This window comes from Pseudomonas sp. B414 (assembly GCF_055408445.1).
In genome coordinates this window covers 1-26,157 of record NZ_JBUZTQ010000011.1, presented here as the reverse complement: position 1 = coordinate 26,157, position 26,157 = coordinate 1, and the positions used below count along the sequence as shown (strand labels likewise).

Below are 26,157 nucleotides of genomic sequence, written 5' to 3'. Positions count from 1 at the left end.
GAATGGTCGACGCAGGGCATCAAGGTGGGGGGCGGGGGGGGGGAGGTCGTTTGGAGGATCGCCTGGGAAGGCATGGCTGTGCAGCGGCTTGATCTGTTTGTGGTTGATTGAAAATTTTTCTCAGGACTTGATAGGGCAAGCGTCCCTGGCTGCGTGACCTGTGCGATTCATTATTCTTGTACTGCTCAAGCAGCAATCACTGAATATTCATATGAGCTGAATAAAAAACATTACAAGACAATAGATGGTTTTGCTTTGTTTTCGAGGCGTTGGGTTAGTTGTGCTAAGAGCATTATAACCTGACGCTATAGTATGCCCCGAGGGAGTACCAGAGCGTAGCGTTGCTCCTTGTTGATTGCCGATCGGTGAAGCACTTGCAAGCGCAGGTGCGCCTTCTGCCCCAGGAGACGATTGAATGTCGGTTTTCGAAGTTCAGTATATTGATCACATTGTCCTGCGTGTTAAGGCCATGGAGCGCAGTATCGGTGTCGTTGAAGCCGGGTTTTATGATCGCCGAGGGTTCGTGCAGGGGCCATCTTGTCGAAATCCCGTCTTTGGCGGGGCCAGCAACGAAACTATTTGTAGTTAGAAGGGCGCTTTTATTGATAGTCGAGTCTATCTATTCGTTATTGTAATAACGTAAGAGCCAGACGCTATAGGATGGCCTGATGGGGTAACCAAGGCATAACTTTGCTCGGGCTTTTTCGCCGCTAACGGGTTGGCATCGACCCGCTTCAGGCTGGCTTGCTGATGATTGCTGGCGCCGACGCCTTGAACTGTTGCGACGACCTGACCATAAACATCCCGGTCAGAAACGACTTGTGGGCAATTAGACAGTTTTACAATGTTCAATTGCCTTGAATGCGTGCAAGTCGCCTCGACAATACTACCGCTAAAGTGAATAACGCCTGACACCAGTGGGGGGGCGGCGTAACATGTCCCGATCAAATTGAACAATAAAACGAAATGGCCTGTGGTCAATATTTTCTGGTTCATATTCAAATTCCCACGGTAAATATTGTGTCTTAACCATTGTAGATGGAGCCGGTTTGCTCAAGTGCAAACTGAGATTTTTCGTGATTACTGCGGTAAAACGCTCATCCTGGGGAAAAATAACAAGGGGAGGGTTGGTGTTGGTTGACTTCTGGCTATCTTGGTATTCAATTTATAGTGAATGCCCTTAATAAGTTTTTGTTAAAACAAGACTCTGATTGTGTGTGGGGGAATGTTTTGCATACCCGTGCAGATAACTGATGGTTGAAAACAATGGCTTGGGTTTTTGCCTGATTCGCTTCTGTTTCAGAAACTTGATAAATATTTTGGTATAGGGGGGAGCGGAGCAGGCTCTCAGTCTTTACGAAACGCGCTATAGAGATCAAACAAAAGCCAAGACGTCTTGAACAGCTTTGCAAGGTTTTTGTGGCCAGTTTGCAGTGCCAAGGTAACCAACGGTCAGCAGCATCACCGGAATTTGCCCCGAGTCGAACAGGAACGCGTCTGCAACGGCTGTAGTGACTTTTTCAGTGACATTGTTAGTCTGCGGTTGGGTGTCTTGAATTTTCGGTGCGTTGGCAGGACGCCAGGGCAGGGGTTAAAACAGAATTGCGGAGCGGTCTGAATTTTTGCGGTGCAAAAAACTAAGGGCCTGCACGAAGAATCTCATGCAAGCCCTTGATTTGTTTGGTGCCCGAAGCCGGAATCGAACCGGCACGTCCTTACGAACGGGGGATTTTAAGTCCCATGCGTCTACCAATTTCGCCATTCGGGCGGTAGCGCTGTAAAGCGGGTCACGAAGGAAGGTGCTTTCAGGAGCAAAGTACTCAAGTGCCTGCGTGACAGGTGGACGAATATATAGAGCCTGCGCCTCTGAGGCAAGTTCGATAACGTCCATTTTGGTACATTTTTTTACCTGCTGGCTGTGTAAAACCGTCGAGAAATCATAGATATATGTAGCCGCCCGGGTTTCTGGCCGCTTTATGCAGGGGCATTTTCAGCGCTGCTGCGGCGCGTATTCCGGCGTAGGCTAGGCTGCTTGCACAGCTGAGACATGAGTGGGTGTGATGAATACGAGTGTGATTTACGCTTTGGCCGCCGCCGCGCTATTCGGGGCCAGCACGCCATTGGCCAAGATGCTGGGCACTGAAGTCTCGCCGGTGATGCTGGCCGGGTTGTTGTATCTGGGCAGCGGTGTAGGGCTGTTGCTGGTGCGTTGTTTTCGCGATCGCGGCTGGAAGCGCTCGGGCCTGAGTGCAAGTGAGTGGCCCTGGCTGCTCGGCGCCATTGTGTTTGGCGGGATCCTGGGGCCGGTGGCCTTGATGTACGGTTTAACCCTCACCAGTGGCGCAACCGCTTCGCTGATGTTGAATCTCGAACCCGTACTGACTGCGCTGCTGGCGTGGGTGGTGTTCAAGGAAAACGCAGACCGGCGGATTGTGCTGGGGATGCTGGCAATTATTGCTGGCGGGGTTGTGTTGTCCTGGCCTTCAGCAGCACCAGCGCAGGTGTCGCTGTCCTGGCTGGGGCCGTTGGCGGTGGCGTTTGCCTGTTTTTGTTGGGCTGTCGACAACAATCTGACCCGTAAGGTGTCCGCTTCTGATGCGCTGTATATCGCAGGCGCCAAAGGTCTGTTCGCGGGGCTGGTGAACTGCGCGATTGCACTGGCGTTGGGGGCGAGGGTCCCGGCACTTGGGGTGCTGAGCCCGACCCTGTTGATCGGCTTTTTAGGCTACGGCGTGAGCCTGGTACTTTTTGTGCTGGCGTTGCGCGGCCTGGGTGCTGCGCGCACCGGGGCGTACTTTTCGACCGCACCTTTTCTGGGCGCGGCGATTGCCATCGTGGTGCTGGGCGAGTCGGTATCGTTGCTGTTCTGGCTGGCAGCGGCCTTTATGCTTTTCGGGGTCTGGCTGCACCTTACCGAGCGCCATGAGCATGAGCATTTGCATCAGCCGCTGGAGCACGTCCATCGTCATACCCACGATGAACATCACCAGCATGAACATGATGAGGATGTGCCAGCGGGCAAGGCTCATAGCCATGCGCATCAGCATGCGGTGATCAGCCATAACCACCCGCATTTCCCGGATATCCATCATCGCCACCGGCACTGAGTCACTGCGTTGTACAACCTGAATTGAATGGAGCTATGGATCGCGCATGTTTGAACACATCGATTTCAATTACCTTTTGGCAACCTATGGTTATCTGGCCATTTTTATCGGCTGTTTGCTCGAAGGTGAAACCATCCTGATTCTGGGGGGGATGGCGGCGCACCAACATGTGCTCAAGCTGTTGCCGGTGATTGGCTATGCCAGCCTGGCGGGGATGCTGGGTGATCAGTTGCTGTTTTGGCTGGGGCGTTATTTTGGTGCTCGCCTGTTGCCCCGCCTGCACAGGCAGCAGGCCGCCATCGATCGAGTGACGCAGCTTATTAATCAACATCCGACGGTGTCGATTTTCTCGGTGCGGTTCTTGTACGGCATGCGATTGATCGGGCCTATGGTGATCGGTGCCAGCAAGGTTTCACCGCTGAAGTTTCTCTGTATCAATGCCCTGGGCGCAGTTGTTTGGGCAACGCTGTTTGCCAGTGGCGGGTTTTGGGCCGGGGAGTTTCTGGAAGGCGTGCTGGGCGACCTTAAACCGTATCGTTTGCCGATCGCCCTGGGGGTGGTTGCATTGATGCTGGTCGTGGCAGTAGCCCGTCATTACAGGGCCAAGAGCAAAACCGTCAAATCACTTTGACGGCGCGGCCGATAAACTGGATCGGTCCTGTCGGTTTGCCAGTTGCCGAGCCGTTGGGGCCTTCCAGGGTCAGCTCAAAGAGTTGATTCGACTCAAGTGGTGGCAGGCGATCCAGTGGCAGCGACAGCACTTGCCCCGGCTTGACCAGCCCCAATGACACTGGCCCGGCCCAGTCATCGCCCTTGGTCCAGAACTCCAGGGCCTTGTCGCTCGGCACTTGCGCGATGCCCAGTGGAATCAGCTGGATCTGCTCGCGGCTGCTGGCCTGGATAACCCAGCCAGGCGCCTGATTTTGTGGGGCTACCAGTACCACCACGTAGGCGGGTGGCGCTATGGCTGGCGTCGCAGTCAACAGTACAGAACCCAGGGCCAGTGTTGCCGCCAGGCCTGCTGCGGTCAGGCCACGCCACAACGGCAACAGGTTCCACCAGGAGGTGCTGGCTTGAGGCTGCGGGGCAGGGGTACTCAATGCGTTCAGGCTGCGCTCGATTCTCGGCCACAGTCGCGCAGAAGGTGCTTGTGTTGGGGCAAGGTCATTAAGGGGCAGCAGTCGCGCTTCCCAGCGATCGACCGCCGCCTGCAGGTCGGGTTCTCGGGGCAGGCGTTGCTCAAGCTCGCGTCGCTGTTGCGCATCAAGAGTGCCCAGCACGTATTCGCCCGCCACTGCATCAAGATCGTCCGGGCCGTTGTCGTCAGGTTTGAAAGTCATCCCATGCACTCGCGCAAGGCGCTCAGGCTGCGTTTGATCCAGGCTTTTACGGTGCCCAGGGGGGTATCTAGTTTTCTGGCGATTTCGGCGTGGGTATAGCCGTCAACATAGGCATGCACAATGCAGGATCGCCGTGCCGTGTCGAGTTGCTCAAGGCAGCCATAAATGCGCTCGGAGCCATTTCGCCATTCCAGTGCATCTTGCGCCTGGTGGCGACCATCGAGTGAGGCCAGCGGCTGCAATGCCTGCTCGCTGTCTTCGCTGACTTGAATTTCCAGGCGACTGTCGCGCATAAAGTTCAGCGCCAGATGCCGGGTCAGGCTGAAAATCCAGCCCCGTGCAGAGCCGCGCTGAGGGTCGAAGCTGGCGGCGCGTAGCCAGATCTTGATAAAGGCGTCATGCACGATATCTTCGGCCAGTGCGTTGTCGCGGGCAATGCGTTTGGCGACGCCGAGCAAGCGTGCGCTTTCCTGCGCATACAGGGCCACCAGCGCCTGCTGCTCGCCGCGGGCGCAGGCAAGCAGGCAGGCTTCATAGTCAAATATTGGCTCAGGTAGCGTCACTGTGTTCCGCCGTTGCAGATGGGACATCTCCGGTCATTGCCCGGGCTCCATCGAAGCAGCGTAGACGATGCAGCGCATTAGCGGCTGGCCCAGAAAATATAATCGGCCTGGTACGGTACTACTTGGCGCTGGCCCTTGTTGGTGGCAGTGCAGTCGCTGGCAGGTGCCACACCACCCTTGAGTGCCACACGCTGAATGTAACTGACCCCGTTCATGGCACCTTTACCCTCTGCCGGGTTTGCCTTGACCAATTGATAGGGCAGGTTGCCAGCCCCGGCCGGAGCCACGGCGAGTTGGGTGCCGGTGACTTTGGAACCGTCCAGGGCTTGCCAGGTCGCAGGTGGGCCAAAGTAGGTACCTACTTGTTTACCATTTGTGTCGTTGAGTTGGGCTTTTGGACCTACAAAAAACCACTCCATTTCCCCTGGTGCATTGGCTTTTTCTTTGCATTCATAAGTGATTTCGCCTACACCAACTGTCGTCATCGCCATCTTGTGGCCATCGGGAACTCTAATGTTTTCGGGCAAATTCGACTGCGCCCAGGCGCCCGGGGCTGCCATCAGCATCGCGGCGGCAAGTGTCAGGCTGGCATGGCTGATCAAGCGTTTTGCGTTCATGTTGCTTTCTCCTGATGGGATAACAGCGCGCTGCTGTTACGGGTACTACCCACAGACGAAGGATTTGGATGCAGTTGCAAAAAATAAACATGAAAGGCAAAGTCCGGGAACCCGGTTGCGCGACTGATCCCTTGGCCTACGCTTTGAAATACAGGCTCAACGCCAAGGGTTTCAAGGCATTGGCGACTCGCTCGCGAAGCCGGTCCGATAATAAAAGGAGATCTGGATGTTTATCCGTTTATTGATCCTTGCCACTGTGCTGGTTACTGGCACAGTGCAGGCCGTCGAAGTTCCCAACCCACTTGAACAGGATCGCGGCAAGTTTCGCCCGCTGGTTATCGTCGCCCGTGCAGACGCCGACCCAACGCTGCTCAATCTCAAGAAAGCGCTTGAGGATCCAGCCAACAAGCAGGCTTTTGAACAGCGCAATATGGTGCTCTATACGATTGTCGGTATTACCGGCAAACGTGATGGCAAGGACCTGGAACCCCAGAGCACGATGTCGCTGATTCGCGGGCTCAAGCCGGGGATGATTATCGACAAGGCCAAAGTGATCCTGATCGGCAAGGATGGTGAAAAGAAAGTCGAGACAGTCGGTGATGTTGACTTGGCCGAGCTGTTTAAAACCGTTGACGCTTTGCCCGCGGCCGAAAAGCAAACCCAGGCACCGGTTGCTGTGGAGGCAGCGGCCAAGGGCGCAGCTGCCGGCAAATCGGCCAAGCCAGGCAAACCGGCAAAAGCGGTTCAGGCCCTGGATGACTGAATAGCGGTCAAAAAAAGGCCCGCTTGGGGGAGCGGGCCTAAATGGGATTCACTAAAGGAGTGAGTCCAATCTAGGCGCAATGATGTGAACGTGCCGTGAAAACCTTGTCGTCAAAACGCAAACCCGCGCCAATGTGTGTGGTGAAAATAGTGCCCATCTGTAGCGTAATGCCGGCACGGTAATCCGATAGGGTGGAGCTACTGCTCTCTGACTGCCGGATAACCTTATGCCGTTCTCCCTTGAACTGATCTCTGCCTTCGCGCTCTTTGCGTTTGTTTCATCCATCACCCCCGGCCCCAATAACACCATGCTGCTGGCATCGGGAGTCAATTTCGGCTTCAGGCGCACCATCCCCCATGCTCTGGGTATCAGCTTTGGCTTTATGTTCCTGGTACTGGCGGTTGGATTGGGGCTGGGGGGTGTATTCAAGGCCGTGCCCATGGCCTATACCGTGCTGCGATATCTGGGGGCGGCGTACTTGCTGTATCTGGCCTGGAAGGTTGCCACCTCCGGGCCGGTTTCCGAGTCGGATGCGGCCCAGGGCAAGCCTTTGGGTTTTTGGGGCGCAGCGGCGTTTCAATGGGTCAACCCCAAGGCATGGGTGATGGCCATTGGTGCAATCACCACTTACACGCCGTCTCAGGGTTATATCGCCAACGTTTTTATCATTGCCCTGGTCTTCGCCATCATCAACTTGCCCAGCGTATGCGTGTGGGCAGGTTGCGGCAGTGCGTTGCGCAGTGTGCTGACCAAGCCCAAGTGGCTGCTGGCATTCAACCTGACCATGGCGATTCTGCTGGTGCTGTCGTTGTATCCGATTCTGTTTGATGCTCATTGAGCCATTCCTGGCTCAGGGTTGGCGTGTCGCCCAGGTACTCCAATAGCCAGCTCATGGCCGGGGAATGATTTTTCTGCGCCCAGGCAATGCACGAAGGGCTGGCCGGGAAGGGTCGCTGCAGGTTTAGCGCCAGCAGTTGGCCCTGGTCGATCAACGGCTGGGCCAGATGGGCGGGCACCATGCCGACACACAGGCCGTCGCTCAAACAGGCCAGCCCGGACGCCCAGTCGGGCACCATCATGCGGCGCTGGTTATCCAGGGTCCAGGTGTCCCTTTTGGGCAGGCTGCGCGAGGTGTCATCCATACACAGCGCGGGGTAGGGGCGCAGATGCTCATCACCGAGCAACCCGCCAATGGCTGCCAGAGGATGCTGCGGGCTGGCCACGCACAACCAGTGCAGAAAACCCATATCGCGAAAGGCAAAGCTGCCGGCCACCGGTACCGCACGAGTAGCGCCGATAACCAGATCGGTGCGTCCGTCGACCAGTGCATCCCATACACCGTTGTACACCTCGTACTGAACAATCAGCTCCACATCGGGGAAATGCCGGTAAAAGTCGATGACCATTTGCTGGCAGCGCGGCTTTTTGATGATCGAGTCCACGGCCACGCGCAACTGGCCGCTCCAGCCATTGGCCACCTGCTGACAGAGGCGGCGGGTGCCGAGCATTTTTTTCATCACATCGCGGGCTTCTTTGACAAACATCTGCCCGGCGGGCGTCAGTTCCACATCCCGGTGACGGCGTACGAACAGCGGTACTGCCAGCCACTGCTCCAGTTGGCGCACGGTATAGCTGACGGCCGAGGGTACGCGGTGCAGTTCCTGGGCGGCACCACTGAAACTGCCGTGGCGGGCGACTGCATCAATTACATCCAGGGAGTATTCAGACCACATGGGCTTGCCTTCAAAAAATTCGATGCCAGTTGGCAATTATTATCGCTTCACAAGCAAATCCTCAGCTGGATAATGCGCGTCAGTCAACAAATTGTTTGATGGCAAGTTTTTGGGTGCACATGAAAAACTCTTTTGGTTTTACCTGTTATCTCGCCGGGCTGAGCATGCTCGGCTATCTGGCGATGGATATGTACCTGCCGGCATTCGGCACATTGCGCAGTGAACTGGGGCTTTCGGCCGGTGCCGTGGGTGCCAGCCTGAGCATCTTCCTGGCCGGCTTCGCCCTGGGCCAGTTGCTCTGGGGGCCGCTGTCGGACCGCCTGGGGCGCAAGCCGGTGTTACTGGCGGGGCTGTCGCTGTTTGCCCTGGGTTGTGCGGGGATGTTCTGGGTCGATAGCACCGTACTGCTGTTGAGCTTGCGCTTTGTCCAGGCCATCGGTATCTGCGCGGCGGCTGTTACGTGGCAGGCGCTGGTGATCGATCGCTACCCGGCCGACAAGGCCAACCGCGTGTTTGCCGGGATCATGCCGCTGATGGGGCTGTCACCGGCGCTGGCCCCGTTGCTGGGTGCTGTGGTGCTGAGTCACCTGGGGTGGCAGGCGATTTTTGCCGTGTTGCTGGGCCTGGCGGTACTGTTGATCGTGCCTACGCTGCTGCTCAAGGAACCCCCGCGTGTAGCGGCCAAGACCGTTAAACCCGGGGTCAGCTACTGGCAACTGCTGTGCACGGCAAAATTCAGTGGCAACGTGATGATCTTCGCCGCATGTTCGGCCAGTTTCTTCGCCTGGTTGACGGCTTCGCCCTTTATTCTGGGCGATATGGGTTACAGCCCAAGCGATATTGGCTTGAGCTACGCATTGCCGACACTGGCGTTTTTGGTCGGTGGCTACAGCTGTCGCAGCGCGCTGCAACGGATCAGTGGCCGGGCGTTGTTGCCCTGGTTGCTGGTGGCTTACTGCGCGAGCATGGTCGGGTTGTATCTGGTCGCTACACAAACCGAGCCGATGCTGATTACGTTGCTGATTCCGTTTTGCCTGATGGCGCTGGTTAACGGTGCGAGTTATCCGATTGTGGTGGCGAATGCACTGCTGCCGTTTTCGGAAAATTCCGGCAAGGCGGCAGGTTTGCAGAATACCTTGCAGCTTGGGTTGTGCTTTTTGGGCAGCCTGCTGGTGTCGACTTATATCAGCGAGCCTCTGCAAATCACCGTGGAGGTGATGCTGGTTACCGCGCCGTTGGCGGTGCTGGGCTATTTGATTCAGCGGCGCAAGGTGAATGCCGAGGTATTGGCGGCATCTTGAATCAAGAAACAGCTAATGACGCGCCTGTCGCCAATCAGGCGCGTGCTGCTTTAGTGCGTTACCAGCGTGTCCAGCGACTTGTCGACATAACCCTTGGCCAGCTCCACCAAGTGCATGACCGACAACACCAAGTCGCGCGCAGGCCCGCTCAAGCCATTCCCCGCCTCATTCGCGCAGGCACCCGCACAGCGCAACAAGTCTGACGCCTGGGCCAGGGCCGCTTCTGAATTGACGCTGTCCGGGATGGCAAACATGGCCGTGCCCAACGGGCGAAAAGGCTTATGGCCTTGCAGGTAGTAATTGAGCGCACGCTCAGCGGCGACACGGTCCAGCAACGGGTCGTTACTGTCAGCAGCATCGAAGGGAAAAGCAGGTGGATCGGGGGTGATCTTTTTCAAGGTTTAACTCCGGACACAAACAATGGGAGCTAACACCTGTCGCGACTAAACGAGTAGGTGGTAGCCGTACGCAGGTTAGTCGACCGGTGCATCCGGAACCCGGCGCGCCACAAGGGCGCCCTGCGCACGGCCACCATAAAACGCAGGCCGAAAAAAAGCGCCTTGCGGAGGTGGCGCCTTGCGCCGGATTACAAACAGGGCGACTAAACCCGACCGCTGATTTTGCAGCGATGGGCCGAGACTATTCCCTGATTTTAAGCGGCGCAAGCGAATGGAATTTTCTAGGATGTTTCACGGGAATGAAAGCGAAACGTCGTACGAAATACCTGATATTAAAGGCCAAATGTCTCTCACAGCCCACGCCGCTTTTGTTCTTCGTCAGCGGCTACAGGAGATTACACAGCACACCCCCGCCAAACAGGCCGGCCGGTCGGCCGCCTCGGCGGGTTTTGATTTTGATCTGCCCCGCCCTCCGGGAGGCCGAATGGAGGTTCTGCGTAGTGGGTCGACCGGCATGGATGCCGGGAGAGCCGTGATGGGCCAAGGATGGCCCGTGACGGCGTGCCCACGGAGCAGGGCCGGAGTGAGGGACACCTGAGCGAAGCGAGGGCCGTACGATGGGGCAAGGCCTTTTTGGGTACTTTTGTGGCTGTTTGACAAAAGTGCCTCGCCGTAAGGGCGAAACCTTAATTCCAGTTAGGCGCGAATGCTGGATATGTACTCGGTATTCCAGTTAGAACCACCGAGTACATACCCATTCTCTGCGCCACCCCCAGCTGCATATGCTGCTGCTTCAGCTGCAAAAGACCGGTTGGCTCAGGCCACATCCACCAGCACAATCTCACTGTCTTCAATCGCCGTAACCCGCAGCACGCTCTCATCGACAACAGCCACACCATCCCGTGCCTCGGCTCGCAGGCCGTTGACCTCGATCACCCCGCTGGCAGGCACCAGATAGGCGCGACGGCCGCTGTCCAGGCGGTACTCGGCGGTTTCCCCGGCCTTGAGATTGGCCGCCACCAGCCGGGCATCAGCGCGGATGCGCAGGCTTTCATGGTCGCCATCCTTGCCGCTGGCCAGGGTCACAAAACCTTCACGCTGACCTTTGGGGAAGGGCTTGGCGCCCCACGCCGGAGCATCACCTTGCTGATTCGGAATGATCCAGATCTGGAAGATTTTGGTCGGCGTCGGCTCCAGATTGTATTCGCTGTGCGCAATCCCGGTACCCGCGCTCATGACCTGAACATCACCCGCTTCGGTACGGCCCTTGTTACCCAGGTTATCCTCGTGGCTGATGGCGCCTTCACGAACATAGGTGATGATTTCCATATCGCGGTGCGGATGCTTCGGGAAACCGGTGCCGGGAGCGATCACGTCGTCATTCCATACCCGCAGGTTGCCCCAGTTCATGCGCTGCGGGTCATGGTATTCGGCAAACGAAAAGTGGTGATGGGCGTCCAGCCAGCCGTGGTTGGCGCCGCCCAATGTATTGAAGGGTCTGAGTTCAAGCATGATGCTGCTCCTGAGTAGGGTGCCAAGGGTTACCCGGTTGGCGATAGGATGATTCTCCATCAGCGACATATCGAAAAAAAGCTGAAAAAATGCGTCAAACCAATCTACTTAATAGATGTATTTGCGGGCCAGTAAATCGCCATTTACCTTCAAAGCAGGCTCTAAACAGCTGATGCCCAAGCAATTAGCTAGAAATCAGCGCGCAATGGGGCGACCATAGCCGCTCCGCCCGGACAGCCTCACACCCTGGAGTCAGCGTGCCGCAACACAATCCCGAACTGCCTGAAGAACTTGCTCCCATTACTCAATTGCCATTGCTCAAGCGCCTGGCTGCACGATTGTTTGGCAATGGCTTGAGTCGCTTGCGCGCACAGCATGCGGCGTCCTGGCTGCAGGGCCAGGCGGACGGGTTCCGCAGCGGGCACAGCGCCGGGGTGGATTACGGCTATCAGGAAGGCCACACCGAGGGGCTGGAAGAGGGTCGCCAGGTCCTGTTTATCAGCGATACACGCCCGCAGGAACTACGCGCTCCCGGTATCGACAACGACTTGTTCGATGACTGGCGCCTGCCGCTGGGCCCCGAGCTGAAAAAACAGATCAAGGCTGACGTGGCCGCAATCCTGCCCGAACATGCCCAGCCCAGCGCGGCACAGTGGAAGATGATCTTCAGCGATACACCGTCTACTTCGGTGGTTGCAGGGGCCGGCGCTGGCAAGTCGACCTCGCTGGTGTTGCGGATTCTGCTGCTGACCCATTACCTGGGCTTTGAACTCGATTCGATGACTGTGGTGACCTTCACCCGCGAGTCACGCAAGGACTTTATCAAGAAGCTGCAGGAAGTCTTCGCCTTGTGGGGTCGTACCCTGTCACTCAAGGAAGCCCGGGATGTGGTGCGCACCTTTCACTCGCGGATTTTGCCTATGGTGCGCAGCTTGCCCGGCTACAGCCAGTTGCAGGCGTTCGAGACCCTGAGTACGCGCAGCCTGCTCAACGACGACGATACCGACAGCAACCCGTTTGACCTGCGTATCAACGACGCCCAGCGCCAGCAACTGAATGCCTGTTACCACGGGCTCTATACCCGTGATGAGCGCTTCCGCCAGACCCTGGCACCGCTGCGCCTGCATGCCTTGCAGCTCAAGGAGCTGGAGCGTGACCACCCCGATGTGCAAAAGCGCATGGCCGTTACCGAGTTGGCCGCCAGGCGTGACGAAGAACTCTGCGACACCCTGGAAGATCTGTGGTTTGCCGCCGGGGCCTGGCCGATCAAGGGCATCGAGCCCAATCGCGAAACGGTCGAGATCAACGGTTCAAAGTTCCATTGCCACGGTTATATTGCCGAGCTGGATGCCTGGGTGGTGCTGGGCTTCGATCCACGCGAGAACCCGCAAATCTGCCGTCCCGGGGCTAAACTCAGTGTGCGCGCCGAGTGGGCAGTCAAGCGCACGCTGTTTCAAGCTTTCTGCAACAAGCCATTGATATGGCTTGAAAATTACGATGCTGCCAAGCGTATTGTCAGCTCCTTGGCAGGTGATGCCAGCGCAGGCCCGGGGTTTGATTACAGGCTCAAGGGCGAGTTGGGCTCGGCGCCTTTGCTCGACAGTTTCGTCGCCGCTGCCAGTTTTATCGAAAACCTGGGGCTGGACGTGGCCGCCGCAGTGGGCGAAATGCGCTTTGCCAAGGATGACCCGGACCGCTTCTTTTTTGAGGCGTTGAGCCTGTTCTGGCGGGCGCTGGAAGACCACTTGCTGGCCCAGACCCCGCCCGTCATGACCTATAACCGCATGTTCTCGCTGTTTGGCGAGAACACCCCGCAGAACTTCAAGCTGCTCAACCATGAGCAACTGCGGCCGCTGTCGCACTTGATGATCGATGAGTTTCAGGATGTCTCGCCGCAGATCGTGTCCTGGCTGCGCGCCAGCTTGCGCGAGATCCGCAGCCGTGGCCCGGCGATGCATGTCGGTCGCGGGGCCCAGCGCTCGTCGTTGCTCTGCGTGGGAGATGACTGGCAATCGATCTACGGTTGGCGGGGCAGTTCACCCAAATACTTTATGGAGTTCAACAAGGAGTTCCCGTCGCCTGCCACCACCCGGGTGATGCTCAGCGACAACTTTCGCAGCCATCAACACATCATCGATGCCGCCGAGCATATCGTGCGCGCTGCGCCGTCCATTGCTGGCAAGCGGGCCAAGGCCAGCGGTGAGCCCAAAACGCCAGTGCCGGTCAATGTACTGCATCGCGATGATCAGGCTTTGGCCGCGCAGTTGATCGAGCATTACAACGCAGGCGACAGTATCTTGATGTTGTTTCGAAAAAGCAGCGATAAGTTGCTGATAGAAAAGGATATACAGTCAGTAGTTAATGTTGATTCTAGGTTGGCGCCAGAAGATCGCAGGCTCAAGCAACTGACCTATCACAGCTCCAAGGGCCTGCAGGCGGACGCTGTTTTCCTGCTGGGGGATTGTCAGCATCTGACATCGTCGCCTTACAAAAACCAGGTTTACCGCATGGCCGGCCTGGGCAAGGAGGGTGACCCCGAGCCGTATGACACTGCACAGAAAGACGAAATCCTGCGACTGGCTTATGTCGGTATCACCCGGGCGGTCAAGCACTGCTACTGGTATGTGGAAAGCCAGGAGGCCCAAGGGCCGAATATCCCCAAGGCCTCGGACCGCGTGCCCCAGGGCAAAGCGTTTTTTGAAGATTTACGGCTCAATAACAACAATTAGTAGAAGGAACTCCTTTTGATTGATTCTGTGTTTGCTAAAAATAGCAGCGTCCGAGTTTTCGCCTTGTCAGCTCTGGCCCTGTGGACGGCCGGATGCAGCACCGTGCAGCCAGGGCTTGAGAAAACCTCCGAGTTGCCGCCTGCGCCCGAAATAGCCTCGGGTTTGCGCACCGATATGGCCCCGGTCTATGCGGCCCGGCATATGGCTGCGGCGGCCAACCCGCTGGCCACTGAGGCCGGGCAGCAGATGCTGCGCAAAGGCGGCTCGGCCATTGATGCGGCGATCGCCATGCAAGCGGTTCTGACACTGGTCGAGCCACAGTCCAGCGGCATCGGCGGTGGCGCTTTCATTATGTATTGGGACGGCAAGCGGGTGCAGGCCTTCGATGGTCGTGAAACCGCTCCGGCAGGTGCCACCCCGACCATGTTTATGGGGGCGGATGGCCAGCCGATACCTTTCTCGGACGCCCAGATAGGTGGGCGTTCGGTCGGCGTGCCCGGGGTGCTCAGGGCGCTGGAAATGGCCCATCAGCAACATGGCAAACTGCCTTGGAGTGACCTGTTCCAGCCAGCAATCAAACTGGCCAGCGAAGGTTTTCCTGTCTCCCAACGCTTGCATACGCAAATAGCCGCCGACAAGTTTATTGCTGGCTCCCCGGAAATGGCCAAGTACTTTCTGACCCCTCAAGGGCAAGCCTTGCCGGTTGGCACCTTACTGAAAAACCCGGAACTTGCACGCACCCTGCAGGCCATTGCGAGTCGCGGTGCCGATGCGTTTTATCAGGGGGCAGTTGCACAGGCGATGGTCGACAAGGTTCGCTCCCACCCGAGTGCCGGCACCCTGTCACTGGCTGATATCAGCAGTTACCGGGCGAAAGAGCGCTCGCCGGTGTGTGGTGACTACAAGCAGTGGCAAGTCTGTGGCATGCCACCGCCGTCTTCGGGCGGTGTTGCCGTCATCCAGACCCTGGGGATTCTTGAGGCCCTGCAAAACAAATCACCAGCCCTCGATCTGGCCACCATGCCCCCCGTGCTGAGCAGCACCGGGGCAGGCTTTGAGCCTTCGCCTTCTGCGGTGCACCTGATCGCCGAAGCAGAGCGCCTGGCTTACGCTGACAGGGCACAGTACCTGGCGGACAGCGACTTTGTACCGGTCAATGTGAAAGGGCTGATCGACAATGGCTACTTCAAGACCCGGGCTGCGTTGATCGGCGACAAGAGCATGGGCCGTGCCGAGGCTGGGGTTCCTGCGGGCATTAACCTTGCCCTGGCCCCTGATCGATCGCCACTGCGGATTTCCACCTCGCAAATTGTCGCCATCGACGATCAGGGCGGTGCCATATCCATGACCACCTCGGTTGAAGCCGCGTTTGGTTCGCACGTGATGACCCATGGCTTTCTTTTGAACAACCAGCTCACCGATTTCTCGTTTGTACCCGAGGAAAACGGCAAACCGGTGGCCAACCGTATCGAGCCGGGCAAGCGCCCGCGTTCTTCAATGGCGCCGACCCTGGTGTTCGATCGTAAAAGCGGCGACCTGGTTGCAACCGTTGGTTCACCGGGCGGTTCTCAGATCATCGAATACGTCAACAAGTCTGTGGTTGGCCTGCTGGACTGGAAGCTGAACCCGCAGGACGCAATCAGTCTGCCCAATTTCGGCAGCCGCAATGTGGACACCGAGCTGGAGACCGGCCGGGTCAGCCCTGCACTGGTGCAGCAGTTGCAGGACCGTGGGCACAAGGTATCGCTGATCGAAATGACCAGCGGCACGCAGATTATTGTGCGGGATAAAGACGGTTTGTCTGCCGGTGCCGATCCACGTCGTGAAGGCACAGCGCTGGGGGATTGAAGGTAGAAAACCTTTATCGGTGAGGGCTTTGTGGGGCCATTGTGGGAGCGGGCTTGCTCGCGATGCAGGCGACGAGGACTGTCAGGCAAACCGGGTGATGCCATCGCAGGCAAGCCAGCTCCCACAGGTTTTGCGCTGCTCACAAAATTCGGACCTTGCCGGGATCATTATGTGGGAGCGAGCCTGCTCGCGCTGGCATCACCGCGGTTCGCCTGACAGACCGCAACGTCTGCATCGCAGGCAAGTCCACAGGGTTTGCGCTGCTCACAAAATTCGGACTTTGCCGGGATCATTATGTGGGAGCGGGCTTGCTCGCGATGGCATCACTGCGGTTCGCCAGACAGGCCGCAGCGCCTGCATCGCAGGCAAGCCCACAGGGTTTGCGCCTGGGGCAAAAGAACTCAAGCCTGCGCCTGCCACGCCATCGGCGGCACAAAGCTTTCGAGTTCGTCTTCTACCGATTGAATGATGCGGCCCACCTGGCCGGGGGTCATGACTGCCGAGCAGGGGATACCGGCCACGGCAATCACGGTTTCACCACTGGCACGGTCAAACAACCGGGCCACCATGCTGTTGGGCGCATCCATGGTCGCCTCAAAGCCCATCGGGTGAAAATGCCAGCGCATCAGTTGGCAGGCGTTGGGGAAGGTGACTTTGTTGATGTTGTCCATTGGGTACATAGAGCAATTCCTTTAGCTCAAGGTGTCGGGCGGTTGGTTCTGACCGCGTGTGTTTGCGATTATTTCGTGTTCAAACCTAGCATCCAAAAGTGATTGGGCTAAGCCTTTTTTCCCCCACCAGCCGGTTGTTTACCCGGACTTTGATGTGAATCATGCACTTAGGCGATTTATCTCCTGCATGTAGGCATTGAAGACCATGGGCAAACTCGGCACTCTGTGTTTTTTGCCTTCGAGCCTCCCATGTCACTCCCAGACGATGGCCCCGAAAACACTCTCGCCACCGGCGAAACCGTGATGCGTTATCACCTGTGCTGGAAGCATCGTGATCTGGACGGGGTGATGGCGCTGTATCATCCCGAGGTGACCTACAACGACTTCTTCCAGAATCGGGTCATGGGCCTCGATGAGCTGCGCGAGTATGTAAAGTCGTCGATGCCCAGAGATCCGGATGAAGCCCTTGAGCACGGCGATCGCATTCGTCTGGATGGTAATACCGCCTTTATTCAATACCGCATGACCTTGCGCGGCAGCCAGGGGTTGGTGTCATTCCGTGCCAGTGAAGCCATTACCGTGCGCGACGGCTTGATCTGGCGGGTTAACGAATACGCCTCACTGGTTCACGAAGCGCCCGCCAACCCGGCAAGCCAGGGCTCAACCAGGCCTGCCGTCAGCCGCCTGGGGCTATCCGCCAGGCAACTGAGTTTTATGGCTCAGGACCTGCAAACCTATTTCGAACGCCAACAGCCCTGGCTCGACCCCGAGCTGGACTTGCAGCAAGTGGCCAAGGCCTGTGGCTATACGCGCAATCAGCTGTCGTATCTGTTCAATCAGGTGCTGGGACAAAGCTTCTACCGCTATGTGAATCAGGCGCGGCTGCGCCATGTACTGGCGGCGATGGATGCTGCCGAGGTGCCAGTCAAAGTCGATGAGATGGCCTTTTCGGCGGGCTTCAACTCGATCTCGGCGTTTTACAGCTGTTTTCGCCAGCACACCGGGCAATCGCCGAAGGCCTACGCCAAACAAATTTCTTTGCGGGCACGCACGCAAGACGCGCCCTGATGCCAGCGACTAGGATCGAGCCATTCTTGGATCGGTGTGGAGTCGGCAATGCCAGCATGGCGCTCAATCAGTTTATGGATGGACCAGCTTGGGGAGGAACTCGCGCCCCGGCCGTCCCTTGAGCACGATCTGGATATCGATGTGCTTATTATCGGCGCCGGTTACACCGGGCTATGGACTGCGTATTACCTCAAGCGTCATGCGCCAGAACTGAATATCGCCATTGTCGAGGCCCAAACTGCAGGCTTTGGTGCGTCGGGGCGCAACGGTGGCTGGCTGATGGGCAACTTGCTGGGCGAGGACCGCCTGCTTGCAGGGTTGTCCGTAGAGCAGCGCCGCGAATCCTTCGACTTGCTGCACGGCATTCCCGATGAAGTGAAAAATGTTATCGATCGTGAAGGCATCGACTGCGATTACCGCAAAGGTGGTGCCTTGTATTGCGCGGCGCGCTACCCGGAGCAGGAAGCCAGTTTGCGCAGCTATCTGGCCAGCCTCTACGCCGAAGGTCTGAACGAGTCCGACTACCGCTGGCTCACCCCGACCGAGCTGGCCCAACAGATCCGCGTCGCCAAGCCCTATGGCGGGATCTTCACCCCGCATATCGCCACCCTGCACCCAGCCAAACTGGTTCGCGGGCTGGCCCATGCTGTCGAGCGCATGGGGGTAAAAATCTTCGAGCAAAGCCCGGTGACCGAATGGCGTTCAGGTTTTGCCCGCACCGCCAAGGCACAGATCCGCAGCCGTTGGGTGGTGCCTGCCGTTGAAGGCTATGCCAATACCCTGGCGCCTTTGGGCCGTTATCAATTGCCGGTGCAGAGCCTGATCGTGGCTACAGAGCCATTGCCGCAAACCACCTGGGATGAAATTGGCCTGTCCCAGGGGCAAGCCTTTAGTGAAAGCAGCCGGCAAGTCACCTACGGCCAGCGCACGGCCGACAACCGCCTGGTGTTCGGTGCCCGCGGTGGTTATCAGTTTGGCGGTCGTCTGCGTGAGAACTTCGACCTCAGTACTGACGAAATCGAACTGCGCCGCTATCTGTTCAGCGAACTATTTCCGCAACTGAAAAACGTCGAAATCAGCCATGCATGGGGCGGCAATCTGGGCATGTCGCGACGTTTCCAGCCGCACATGCTGTGTGATCGCCAGCAAGGTATCGCCCTGGCCGGTGGTTATGGTGGCGAAGGCGTGGGCGCCAGCCATCTGGGCGGGCGTACCCTGGCCGACCTGATCCTGCAGCGCGACACCCTTGAAGTCCGCCAGCCCTGGGTTCTGACCGAAGGCGGCCTTGGCGCACTGAAAGCCTGGGAACCAGAGCCGTGCCGCTGGTTGGGCTACAACGCGATCATTCGCAGTTTTGTGTACGAAGACAAAACCCTGGCCAATCCCAACAGTCCGCCTTGGCGTCGGCAATTTGCCAGCCGCCTGGCCGGGGTGATGGAAGGTTTTATGAAGTAACCCGACATTTGCGTTTAACAGGAAGCACGCCATGAGTATTACCCAGTTTAAAAACACCGCCCAGGTGACATTGCAGGAATCTTTCCCGGTGGCCGTTCCGCTTGGCACGCCGGTGGCGGTGACCTCGGTGACTTGCGTGGAGCGTAACGACGGTGTCGAAACCGGCATCTGGGAATGCACCCCGGGCCGCTGGCGTCGGCAGATCATGGAGCAGGAGTTCTGCCACTTTATTCAAGGACGCTGCACCTTCACCCCGGACAACGGTGAAACCCTGACCATAGAAGCGGGCGATGCACTGATGTTGCCTGCCAACAGCACCGGTATCTGGGATATCCAGGAAACCGTGCGCAAGACGTATGTATTGATCCTTTGATCGCCGAAACCTGCCTATAAAAACAGCTGCGCAAAACATGCAAGGAATCGAATCATGCTCCGTATGACCCTGTTGCCCCTGATGTTGGCCGGTACGTTATGCCAGGCCGCCGAAACCGTGAAGGTCTATAACTGGTCGGACTACATTGCCCCCGACACGATGAAGAACTTTCAGCGTGATAGCGGCATTGCCTTCAGCTATGACGTGTTTGACAGCAACGAGACGCTGGATGGCAAGTTGATGACCGGCTCATCCGGTTATGACGTGGTGTTCCCGTCTAACCACTTTATGGCGCGGCAGATTCAGGGCAAGGCGCTGAAAAAGCTCGATAAGAGCCAGCTGCCGAACTGGAAGAATCTCAACCCGGTGCTGCTCAAGGCGCTGCAGGTCAACGATCCGGGCAACGAGCATGGTTTTCCTTACCTGTGGGGCAGCACCGGGATTGGCTACAACATTGCCAAGGTCAAAGCCGTACTGGGCGATGACGCACCGGTGGACTCCTGGGATCTGATCTTCAAGCCGGAAAACATGCAGAAGCTGAAATCCTGTGGGGTAGCGATTCTGGACAATGGCCCGGAAATCTTGCCGGCGGCGCTCAACTATCTGGGCTTGCCCCATCACAGCAAAAACCCGGCGGACTACAAGAAAGCCGAAGAGCTGCTGCTCAAGGTCCGACCTTATATCAGCTACTTTCACTCCTCGAAGTACACCAGTGACCTGGCCAACGGCAATATTTGCGTGGCAGTAGGCTTCTCAGGCGATATTTTGCAGGCCGAAACCCGGGCCAAAGAGGCCAAGAATGGCGTCGAGATCGGTTACTCGATCCCCAAGGAAGGTGCCGCCATCTGGTTTGACATGGTTGCCATGCCTGCCGATGCGCCGGACGAAAAAGCCGCTTACAGCTTTATGAACTACCTGCTGCGCCCGGATGTAATGGCCGGGATCACCAACTACGTGCATTACGCCAATGGCAATGAGCAGGCGGATGCCTTGGTCAGCCCTGAGATCAAGGCTGACACCAAGGTCTATCCAACCCCCGCAATGATGGACAAGCTGTTTGCCCTGGAGGCCATGCCGCTGAATATTGACCGGGTACGCACGCGCGTCTGGACCAATATCAAAAGCGGCAAGTGACCGTTAGCGCAATGCTTGCGGGTTGACCAGATTGGCCGGGCGCTCACCGGCCAATGCCGCCAGCAGGTTTTCCACGGCGCAACGGGCCATGGCTTCACGGGTTTCGAAGGTGGCCGAGCCGATATGCGGCGTGGCCACCACGTTATCCAGCTGCAGCAAGGGCGAGGTCAGTTCCAACGGCTCGCGCTCGAACACATCCAGCCCGGCAGCGCGGATCTGGCCTTGTTGCAGGGCGTTGATCAGCGCCGCTTCGTCCACTACCTTGCCGCGAGAGATATTGATAAAGATGCTCTCGCGGCGCATCAGGGCAAATTGCTCTGCACCGATCAAACCTTCGGTTTGCGCGGTCAGGGGCAGGGTCAGGCAGATAAAGTCAGCCTCTTGCAACAGTTGATCAAGGCTGCGGTACTGCGCGTTGAAGCGCGTTTCTACGGCTGGCTTGGGCGAGTTGCTGTGGTAGATCACCGGCATGCCGAAGCCAAAATGCCCACGTTGGGCCAGGGCTTCGCCGATGCGACCCATGCCGATGATGCCCAGGGTCTTGCCATGTACGTCGGTGCCGAAATGCTCGGGGCCGACGTTTTTCTGCCATTTCCCGTCGCGCACCATATTGGCCAGTTCCACCACCCGGCGGGCGCTGGCCAGAACCAGAGCAAAACCGGTGTCGGCGGTGGTTTCGGTCAGTACGTCGGGGGTGTTGGTGAGCTGGATCTTGCGCTCGGTCATATAGTCGATGTCGTAGTTGTCGACACCCACCGACACGCTGGCCACCGCTTCAAGGTTCGGCGCCAGGTCCAGCAGTTGCGCATCCAGCTTCAGGCTTGCGCCCAGAATACCCTGGGCCTGGGGCAGGGCAGCACGCAGTTGGTCCATGCCCGCAGCATCAAGCTTCTCGATCAGCGTCACATTGGCCTGGGCTTGCAGGCGCTGCATCAGTTCCGGGGACAGTTCTTTGTAGAGCACGACATTCTTTTTCAAGGTATTCACCGACGTTGAATTCAAGAGTGGGCCAGACGTTGCGCAGTGCTGTGTTGCGGCGCAGCAGGGTCTTTGGCAGCGGGTTTTAGCATCAGGGTCAGCAGTACCGAAATCATCAGTGCGCCGCTCATCAACAGGAAGGACGCGCCCGTTGAGCCGGTGGAGCTGTTCAGGTAACCCACCAGATACGAACCGGCAAACGAACCCAGCGCCCCCATGCTGTTGATCAGCGCCATGGCACCACCGGCCACGTTGGAGGGCAGGATTTCCGGGATAATGGCGAAAAACGGGCCATACGGTGCGTACATGCAGCCACCGGCAACCACCAGCAGTGCGTAGGACCACCAGAAGTGCTCGGCGCCCAGCATGTAGGAGGCGTAGAACGCGATAGAGGCGATCAGCAGTGGCGGCCAGACAAAGCGTTTGCGCTTTTGCATTTTGTCCGAGCCCCAGGACACCACCAGCATCGCAATCACGGCCGCCAGATACGGCAGGGCCGACAGCCAGCCGGCTTCGATCATGTCCATTTGCGCGCCTTGCTTGAGAATCGACGGCAACCACAGCACAAAGCCATAGACGCCGATGCTCCAGCAGAAGAACTGCAAGGCCAGCAGGATAACGGCAGGGGTACGGAACGCCGCAGCGTAGTTCTTCACCGGCTTGAGGCCCACTTGCTCGGCATCCAGTGCGCTTTGCAGGTCTTGCTTCTCCTGATTGCTCAGCCATTTGGCTTGGCTTGGCCGGTCATCGGCCAGGCGCCACCAGATAAAGGCCCAGAGCACGGCAGGCAGGCCTTCGACGATAAACATCCAGCGCCAGCTGTAATGCTGCACCAGATAGCCCGACACCACCGACATCCACAGCATGGTTACCGGGTTGCCAAGGATCAGGAAGGTATTGGCGCGCGAGCGTTCTGCACGGGTGAACCAGTGGCACAGATACACCAGCATGGCTGGCATCACGGCGGCCTCAACCACCCCGAGGGTGAAACGGATCACGATCAGCCAGTAGGCGCTGGACACCACCCCGGTCAAGGTGGCCAGGCTGCCCCAGAGGATCAGGCTGACAAATATCAGTTTTTTGACGCTGTTTCTCTGGGCGTAGATCGCTCCCGGTACCTGGAAGAAGAAATAGCCGAGAAAGAACAGCGCGCCCAGCAACGACGACAGGCCGGGGGTGATATTGAGGTCTTCGGCCATCCCGGAGGCAGCCGCGAAGCCGTAGTTGGCACGGTCAAGGTACGCCAGGCTATAGGTGATAAACACGATCGGCATGATGTACCACCAACGACGGGCGGCGAGTTTTAGCGATTGCATAGAGGGTGCTCCTGAGCTTGTTTTTGTTTTTTCGCAGCAGGTGACAGGTCAAGCAGGTAATTGGGTTTCAAGGGGCGCGGGCAGCGCGTTGTAGTGGTTCAGTTCGGCGCGGGTGGGCAGGCCTTCCATATCGCCCCGGCTCTGTACGGCGCGGCTGCCGATCCAGTTGCCGCGCTGCACGGCCTGGGCAAAGCCGAGGTTTTCCAGCAAGGCACTGACCACCCCGACGGCAAAGCCATCACCGGCACCCACGGTGTCGATCACGTTGGTAACCGGTACAGCCGGGACAAACTGCTCAACCTGGGCGGTGCGGTAATACGCGCCTTTGGCACCCAGTTTGATAACCACAGCTTCGGCACCCTGGTCGAGGTAGAAGGCGGCGATATCGGACGGATCGTCGAAGCCTGTCAGTAACCGGCCTTCACTCAAGCCCGGCAGTACCCAGTCGGCGTGGGCAGCGAGGGCGTTGATGTCACGAATCATCTGTTGTTCGCTGGACCATAGCGACGGGCGCAGGTTCGGATCGAACGACACGCTGTTGCCTGCTGCGCGCATCGACTTCATCAGTTCAAAGGACAGCTCATTGCAGCTCGTCGAGAGTGCAGGTGGAATGCCGGTGGCGTGCAAGTGCCGGGCGCTGAGCAGTTGCGGATTGAGCGCAGAACGGCTCAGGTGGCTGGCCGCCGAACCGCGGCGGAAGTACTCCACCTGCGGGTCGCTGCCATCGTCTACACGAGACTTGAGCTGGAAACCGGTGGGGTTATGCGAATCGACTTCGACATACTGGCAGTCCAGGCCTTCGGCCTGCAGCGTGTTGAGCACAAAGCGGCCCAGGGAATCAGCCCCTACGCGGCTCAACCAGGCCACATTGAAGCCCAGCCGGGACAGACCAATGGCGACATTGCTGTCAGCCCCGGCGATACGTTTGTGAAACTGCTCGACCCGAGCCAGGTCTCCCGTTTGCTCGGCGACCAGCATGGCCATGGTTTCGCCAAACGACAGCACATCGACTTTAGACATGGCTCAGCTCCTGTTGCTGTTGGCTCAAGCGCGCCAGTACGTCAGCGTGCTCCCGGGTCAGCAGGTCCAGATCGGTGCCTTGCAGGGGATACTCGATGGCCCGGGTCAGGCCGTGAGGCATATGGGTCATCAGGTGTTGCCACTGCTGCAGGTCGGTATCGGTCGGCGGCGTGGCGATCAGCTTGCCATCGGGGCGACGGCTCACGCCTTTGCAATGCAAGTAGGTGACATGGCGACCGAGGAGGCGGGCGGCGGTGCTGGCCGACTGGTCCTGCCAGTGCCAGTTGCCGATATCGAAGGTCATGCTGATCGGTGCTTGCTGCTGCTCGACCTGATCGAAAAAGCGCTGCATGGGCTCGATGCGCCCGCCGTAGGAAGTCTGGTCGTTTTCCACCAGCAGGCGGACCGGTTGCTGGTTGAGCAGGGCCGCGAGGTTTTGCAGGTCACAGTGTTCGGTGAAATAGCCCAGCGACACTTTCAGCCATTGAGCGCCGAAGGCGTGGGCGCGCTGCAAGGTGGCCAGCAATTGGGTGTTGGGCCGTGATTGCCCGGCTTCCCACAGTTCCAGCGGTGACGAGAACACGCACTCCAGGCCCTGTTGTTGCACGGACTGGCTAAAGGTGATCGGGTCTTCTGTGGTCAGCAGTTCTTCACGCAGTTCGATACGGGCCACACCGGCGTTGGCCAGCAATTGGATAAAACTGCCCTGGCCGCGTTGGCGAACCAGATCGGCGCCGTAACTCGACAGGCTGATGGAAACGGGGAATGTAGTCATTGTGATTATTCTCTGAAACCGGTTTCATTTTGTTGTGCATCAAACGGATGGCAACCGGGTCAAGGGTGTCAGCCGATAAAGTATCAGGCCGTCAGGGGTGGTCGGGTTGAGCCGCGAACAATCAACTGCGGGGCAAAATCCAGCGCCAGGGGCGCGGATTTGTCGCCGCTCAGACGCTTAAGCAGGCAGTCAAAGGCACTGGCACCAATCTGTTGCGTGGGCTGGGCCAGGGCGGTGATACCGTTGCCCACCAGCGGAAACCACTCGAGGTCATCCAGGGCAATCAGCCCGACGTCTTCAAACAAACGGCAATTCAAATCACGCAGCACCTGGGTACAGGCCAGCGCGGCCAGGCCGTTGGCGCAAAAAATGGCTTTGCGGCCGTTACCGGGGGCTTGCAGGAAGGTCTGGATAGCGGCGCGAAGGCCCGCACCGGTTGTAATCACGGCGCCGCGCAGGGCAGGGTAGGCTATAAGCTGGCTAGTAAAACTGTTGATACGTTCGATACGCGAGCTGGTGCCATCGACCGGTTCGCTGACCATCAGCAAATCGCGATAGCCCTGTTGTTCTAGATGCTCCAGGGCCATGCGTACCGCGTCGGCATTATCGAGGCCGACCAGATCGGTGTGCAGCTGCTCGACTTTACGGTCGATCAACACGATGGGCATTTCCTGATGCAGCTCTTGCAGCGCGTCAGGATGATGACCAAGGGTGTTAAGGATCAGGCCTTCGATATTGTAGGAACGCAGCGCTGCCAGATGCTGACGTTCTTGCTCGTCATTACGGTCGGTATTGCACACTACCAGATTGTAGCCGTGCAGGCGGCAGGCGGTTTCGACGCCGTGCATGACGGCAATGGAATAGGGGTTGCGGATATCGGCCACCAGCATACCGATCAGCCGTGTACGTCCGCGTTTCAGGCCACGGGCCATTTGATTGGGACGATAGCCCAAGTCATTGATGGCGCGCTCGATACGTTCGGCGATGGCTTCGGAGAGCAAGGTGCGGTCTTCGCCAATAAAGCGCGACACGCTGGCCTTGGACACACCAGCCCGCTGGGCAACATCGAGCATAGTCACGCGGGTGCGCTGAGCTGCTGAAAAACTGTTCACGGCCTGAAACCTTTTATTTGAGTTATCGCAGGCGGTTTCGCGTGAGGATGCTGAAACCGGTTTCATGGGAACTCAAACAGGATGGTCTCGTCAAGAGGCTTTGTAGAAATTGGGTGAAGGTTTGTTTAACTGCGTTCACAAAACCTCGTTGCTTCGCCAGCTGCTTGCATGAAGGCTAAAGCACTGCATACCTGAGAGTTTTTGATCTGCTTTTGAACTGCTTTTGAACTGGCTTTTGATTTACTCGCCCTCCGGGAGGCCGAGTGGAGGTTCTGTGGAGTGGGTCGACCGGCATGGATGCCGGGAGAGCCGCGATGGGCCATGGATGGCCCGTGGCGGCGTGC

The 26,157-nt window shown here is 58.0% G+C and carries 24 protein-coding genes, 1 tRNA gene and 1 pseudogene; 11 read left to right on the top strand and 15 right to left on the bottom strand.

Annotated features, from left to right (window positions below):
* Window positions 1-615 precede the first annotated feature (615 nt).
* From ACZRMH_RS11695 to ACZRMH_RS11685, 3 genes and pseudogenes are all read right to left on the bottom strand, one after another.
* Entirely contained in the window at window positions 616-996 is a 381-nt protein-coding gene (locus tag ACZRMH_RS11695) for a type 1 fimbrial protein (protein ID WP_464013506.1), read from the bottom strand.
* A 379-nt stretch (window positions 997-1,375) separates the two neighbouring features.
* Window positions 1,376-1,507: pseudogene (locus tag ACZRMH_RS11690) on the bottom strand (nitroreductase family protein); the annotation flags it as partial.
* 174 nt (window positions 1,508-1,681) lie between these two features.
* Window positions 1,682-1,768, bottom strand: a tRNA-Leu gene (locus tag ACZRMH_RS11685).
* Window positions 1,769-2,060: 292 nt separating this feature from the next.
* Between ACZRMH_RS11685 and ACZRMH_RS11680 the strand changes: the two genes are divergently transcribed.
* Complete coding sequence (locus ACZRMH_RS11680) at window positions 2,061-3,107, top strand: DMT family transporter (RefSeq protein WP_464013505.1); 1,047 nt, start codon at window positions 2,061-2,063, stop codon at window positions 3,105-3,107.
* A 46-nt stretch (window positions 3,108-3,153) separates the two neighbouring features.
* A complete protein-coding gene (locus ACZRMH_RS11675; RefSeq protein ID WP_464013504.1) occupies window positions 3,154-3,738 on the top strand; it encodes a DedA family protein in 585 nt (194 codons plus the stop codon).
* On the opposite strand, the gene ACZRMH_RS11670 is transcribed toward ACZRMH_RS11675, so the two are convergent.
* The 3 genes from ACZRMH_RS11670 to ACZRMH_RS11660 are packed head-to-tail and all read right to left on the bottom strand — an operon-like array spanning window position 3,725 to window position 5,627.
* A complete protein-coding gene (locus ACZRMH_RS11670; RefSeq protein ID WP_464013503.1) occupies window positions 3,725-4,447 on the bottom strand; it encodes an anti-sigma factor in 723 nt (240 codons plus the stop codon). The two genes, ACZRMH_RS11675 and ACZRMH_RS11670, sit on opposite strands and share 14 nt — an antisense overlap.
* Window positions 4,444-5,037: a sigma-70 family RNA polymerase sigma factor gene (locus ACZRMH_RS11665; protein ID WP_464013502.1), complete on the bottom strand. Its 594-nt coding sequence runs from the start codon at window positions 5,035-5,037 to the stop codon at window positions 4,444-4,446. Before ACZRMH_RS11665 ends, ACZRMH_RS11670 begins: the two co-directional genes overlap by 4 nt.
* A 50-nt stretch (window positions 5,038-5,087) precedes the next feature.
* A complete protein-coding gene (locus ACZRMH_RS11660) occupies window positions 5,088-5,627 on the bottom strand; it encodes a DUF3455 domain-containing protein (protein ID WP_464013501.1) in 540 nt (179 codons plus the stop codon).
* Window positions 5,628-5,853: 226 nt separating this feature from the next.
* On the opposite strand from ACZRMH_RS11660, the gene ACZRMH_RS11655 reads away from it, so the two are divergent.
* Both ACZRMH_RS11655 and ACZRMH_RS11650 read left to right on the top strand, forming a co-directional pair.
* Window positions 5,854-6,390 (top strand): DUF4174 domain-containing protein, encoded by a 537-nt coding sequence (locus ACZRMH_RS11655; protein ID WP_464013500.1) that lies wholly within the window; start codon window positions 5,854-5,856, stop codon window positions 6,388-6,390.
* A gap of 226 nt (window positions 6,391-6,616) precedes the next feature.
* Window positions 6,617-7,228, top strand: a complete 612-nt coding sequence (locus ACZRMH_RS11650) for a LysE family translocator (RefSeq protein ID WP_464013499.1) — start codon at window positions 6,617-6,619, stop codon at window positions 7,226-7,228.
* Here the strand turns inward: ACZRMH_RS11650 and punR are convergent.
* On the bottom strand, window positions 7,164-8,123 hold the full coding sequence (punR, locus tag ACZRMH_RS11645) for a DNA-binding transcriptional activator PunR (RefSeq protein ID WP_464013498.1): 960 nt from the start codon (window positions 8,121-8,123) through the stop codon (window positions 7,164-7,166). The genes ACZRMH_RS11650 and punR overlap by 65 nt on opposite strands.
* Before the next feature lie 119 nt (window positions 8,124-8,242).
* Between punR and punC the strand changes: the two genes are divergently transcribed.
* Entirely contained in the window at window positions 8,243-9,424 is a 1,182-nt protein-coding gene (gene punC / locus ACZRMH_RS11640) for a purine nucleoside transporter PunC (RefSeq protein ID WP_464013497.1), read from the top strand.
* Window positions 9,425-9,474: 50 nt separating this feature from the next.
* On the opposite strand, the gene ACZRMH_RS11635 is transcribed toward punC, so the two are convergent.
* Window positions 9,475-9,822 (bottom strand): DUF6124 family protein, encoded by a 348-nt coding sequence (locus ACZRMH_RS11635; RefSeq protein WP_464013496.1) that lies wholly within the window; start codon window positions 9,820-9,822, stop codon window positions 9,475-9,477.
* 816 nt (window positions 9,823-10,638) lie between these two features.
* Window positions 10,639-11,334, bottom strand: a complete 696-nt coding sequence (locus tag ACZRMH_RS11630; protein ID WP_464013495.1) for a pirin family protein — start codon at window positions 11,332-11,334, stop codon at window positions 10,639-10,641.
* Window positions 11,335-11,591: 257 nt separating this feature from the next.
* Between ACZRMH_RS11630 and ACZRMH_RS11625 the strand changes: the two genes are divergently transcribed.
* On the top strand, window positions 11,592-14,063 hold the full coding sequence (locus ACZRMH_RS11625) for a UvrD-helicase domain-containing protein (protein ID WP_464013494.1): 2,472 nt from the start codon (window positions 11,592-11,594) through the stop codon (window positions 14,061-14,063).
* A 72-nt stretch (window positions 14,064-14,135) separates the two neighbouring features.
* A complete protein-coding gene (gene ggt, locus ACZRMH_RS11620; RefSeq protein WP_464013613.1) occupies window positions 14,136-15,911 on the top strand; it encodes a gamma-glutamyltransferase in 1,776 nt (591 codons plus the stop codon).
* 401 nt (window positions 15,912-16,312) lie between these two features.
* Here ggt and ACZRMH_RS11615 read toward each other — a convergent pair whose 3' ends face one another.
* Window positions 16,313-16,591, bottom strand: coding sequence for a DUF1652 domain-containing protein (locus ACZRMH_RS11615; protein ID WP_464013493.1), 279 nt, complete (start codon window positions 16,589-16,591; stop codon window positions 16,313-16,315).
* Window positions 16,592-16,831: 240 nt separating this feature from the next.
* Between ACZRMH_RS11615 and ACZRMH_RS11610 the strand changes: the two genes are divergently transcribed.
* From ACZRMH_RS11610 to ACZRMH_RS11595, 4 genes are read left to right on the top strand one after another with little or no spacing between them, the layout of a single operon-like run.
* Window positions 16,832-17,650: a helix-turn-helix domain-containing protein gene (locus tag ACZRMH_RS11610; RefSeq protein ID WP_464013492.1), complete on the top strand. Its 819-nt coding sequence runs from the start codon at window positions 16,832-16,834 to the stop codon at window positions 17,648-17,650.
* A 48-nt stretch (window positions 17,651-17,698) separates the two neighbouring features.
* Window positions 17,699-19,105 (top strand): NAD(P)/FAD-dependent oxidoreductase, encoded by a 1,407-nt coding sequence (locus ACZRMH_RS11605; protein WP_464013491.1) that lies wholly within the window; start codon window positions 17,699-17,701, stop codon window positions 19,103-19,105.
* Window positions 19,106-19,136: 31 nt separating this feature from the next.
* Complete coding sequence (locus ACZRMH_RS11600; RefSeq protein WP_464013490.1) at window positions 19,137-19,478, top strand: cupin domain-containing protein; 342 nt, start codon at window positions 19,137-19,139, stop codon at window positions 19,476-19,478.
* A 54-nt stretch (window positions 19,479-19,532) separates the two neighbouring features.
* Complete coding sequence (locus tag ACZRMH_RS11595) at window positions 19,533-20,612, top strand: polyamine ABC transporter substrate-binding protein (RefSeq protein WP_464013489.1); 1,080 nt, start codon at window positions 19,533-19,535, stop codon at window positions 20,610-20,612.
* A gap of 3 nt (window positions 20,613-20,615) precedes the next feature.
* Here ACZRMH_RS11595 and ACZRMH_RS11590 read toward each other — a convergent pair whose 3' ends face one another.
* The 5 genes from ACZRMH_RS11590 to ACZRMH_RS11570 all read right to left on the bottom strand — a co-directional run bounded on the left by ACZRMH_RS11590 (window position 20,616) and on the right by ACZRMH_RS11570 (window position 25,813).
* The gene (locus ACZRMH_RS11590) at window positions 20,616-21,590 is read right to left on the bottom strand and encodes a 2-hydroxyacid dehydrogenase (RefSeq protein WP_464013488.1); all 975 of its coding nucleotides are present in this window, start codon (window positions 21,588-21,590) and stop codon (window positions 20,616-20,618) included.
* 20 nt (window positions 21,591-21,610) lie between these two features.
* On the bottom strand, window positions 21,611-22,906 hold the full coding sequence (locus tag ACZRMH_RS11585; RefSeq protein ID WP_464013487.1) for an MFS transporter: 1,296 nt from the start codon (window positions 22,904-22,906) through the stop codon (window positions 21,611-21,613).
* A gap of 48 nt (window positions 22,907-22,954) precedes the next feature.
* Window positions 22,955-23,926, bottom strand: a complete 972-nt coding sequence (locus ACZRMH_RS11580) for a sugar kinase (RefSeq protein WP_464013486.1) — start codon at window positions 23,924-23,926, stop codon at window positions 22,955-22,957.
* Window positions 23,919-24,701 carry a sugar phosphate isomerase/epimerase family protein gene (locus ACZRMH_RS11575; protein ID WP_464013485.1) on the bottom strand — a complete coding sequence of 261 codons (783 nt, stop codon included), beginning with the start codon at window positions 24,699-24,701 and terminating at the stop codon, window positions 23,919-23,921. The genes ACZRMH_RS11580 and ACZRMH_RS11575 overlap by 8 nt, the downstream gene beginning before the upstream one ends.
* Before the next feature lie 83 nt (window positions 24,702-24,784).
* Window positions 24,785-25,813 (bottom strand): LacI family DNA-binding transcriptional regulator, encoded by a 1,029-nt coding sequence (locus tag ACZRMH_RS11570; protein ID WP_464013484.1) that lies wholly within the window; start codon window positions 25,811-25,813, stop codon window positions 24,785-24,787.
* Between the last annotated feature and the right edge of the window lie 344 nt (window positions 25,814-26,157).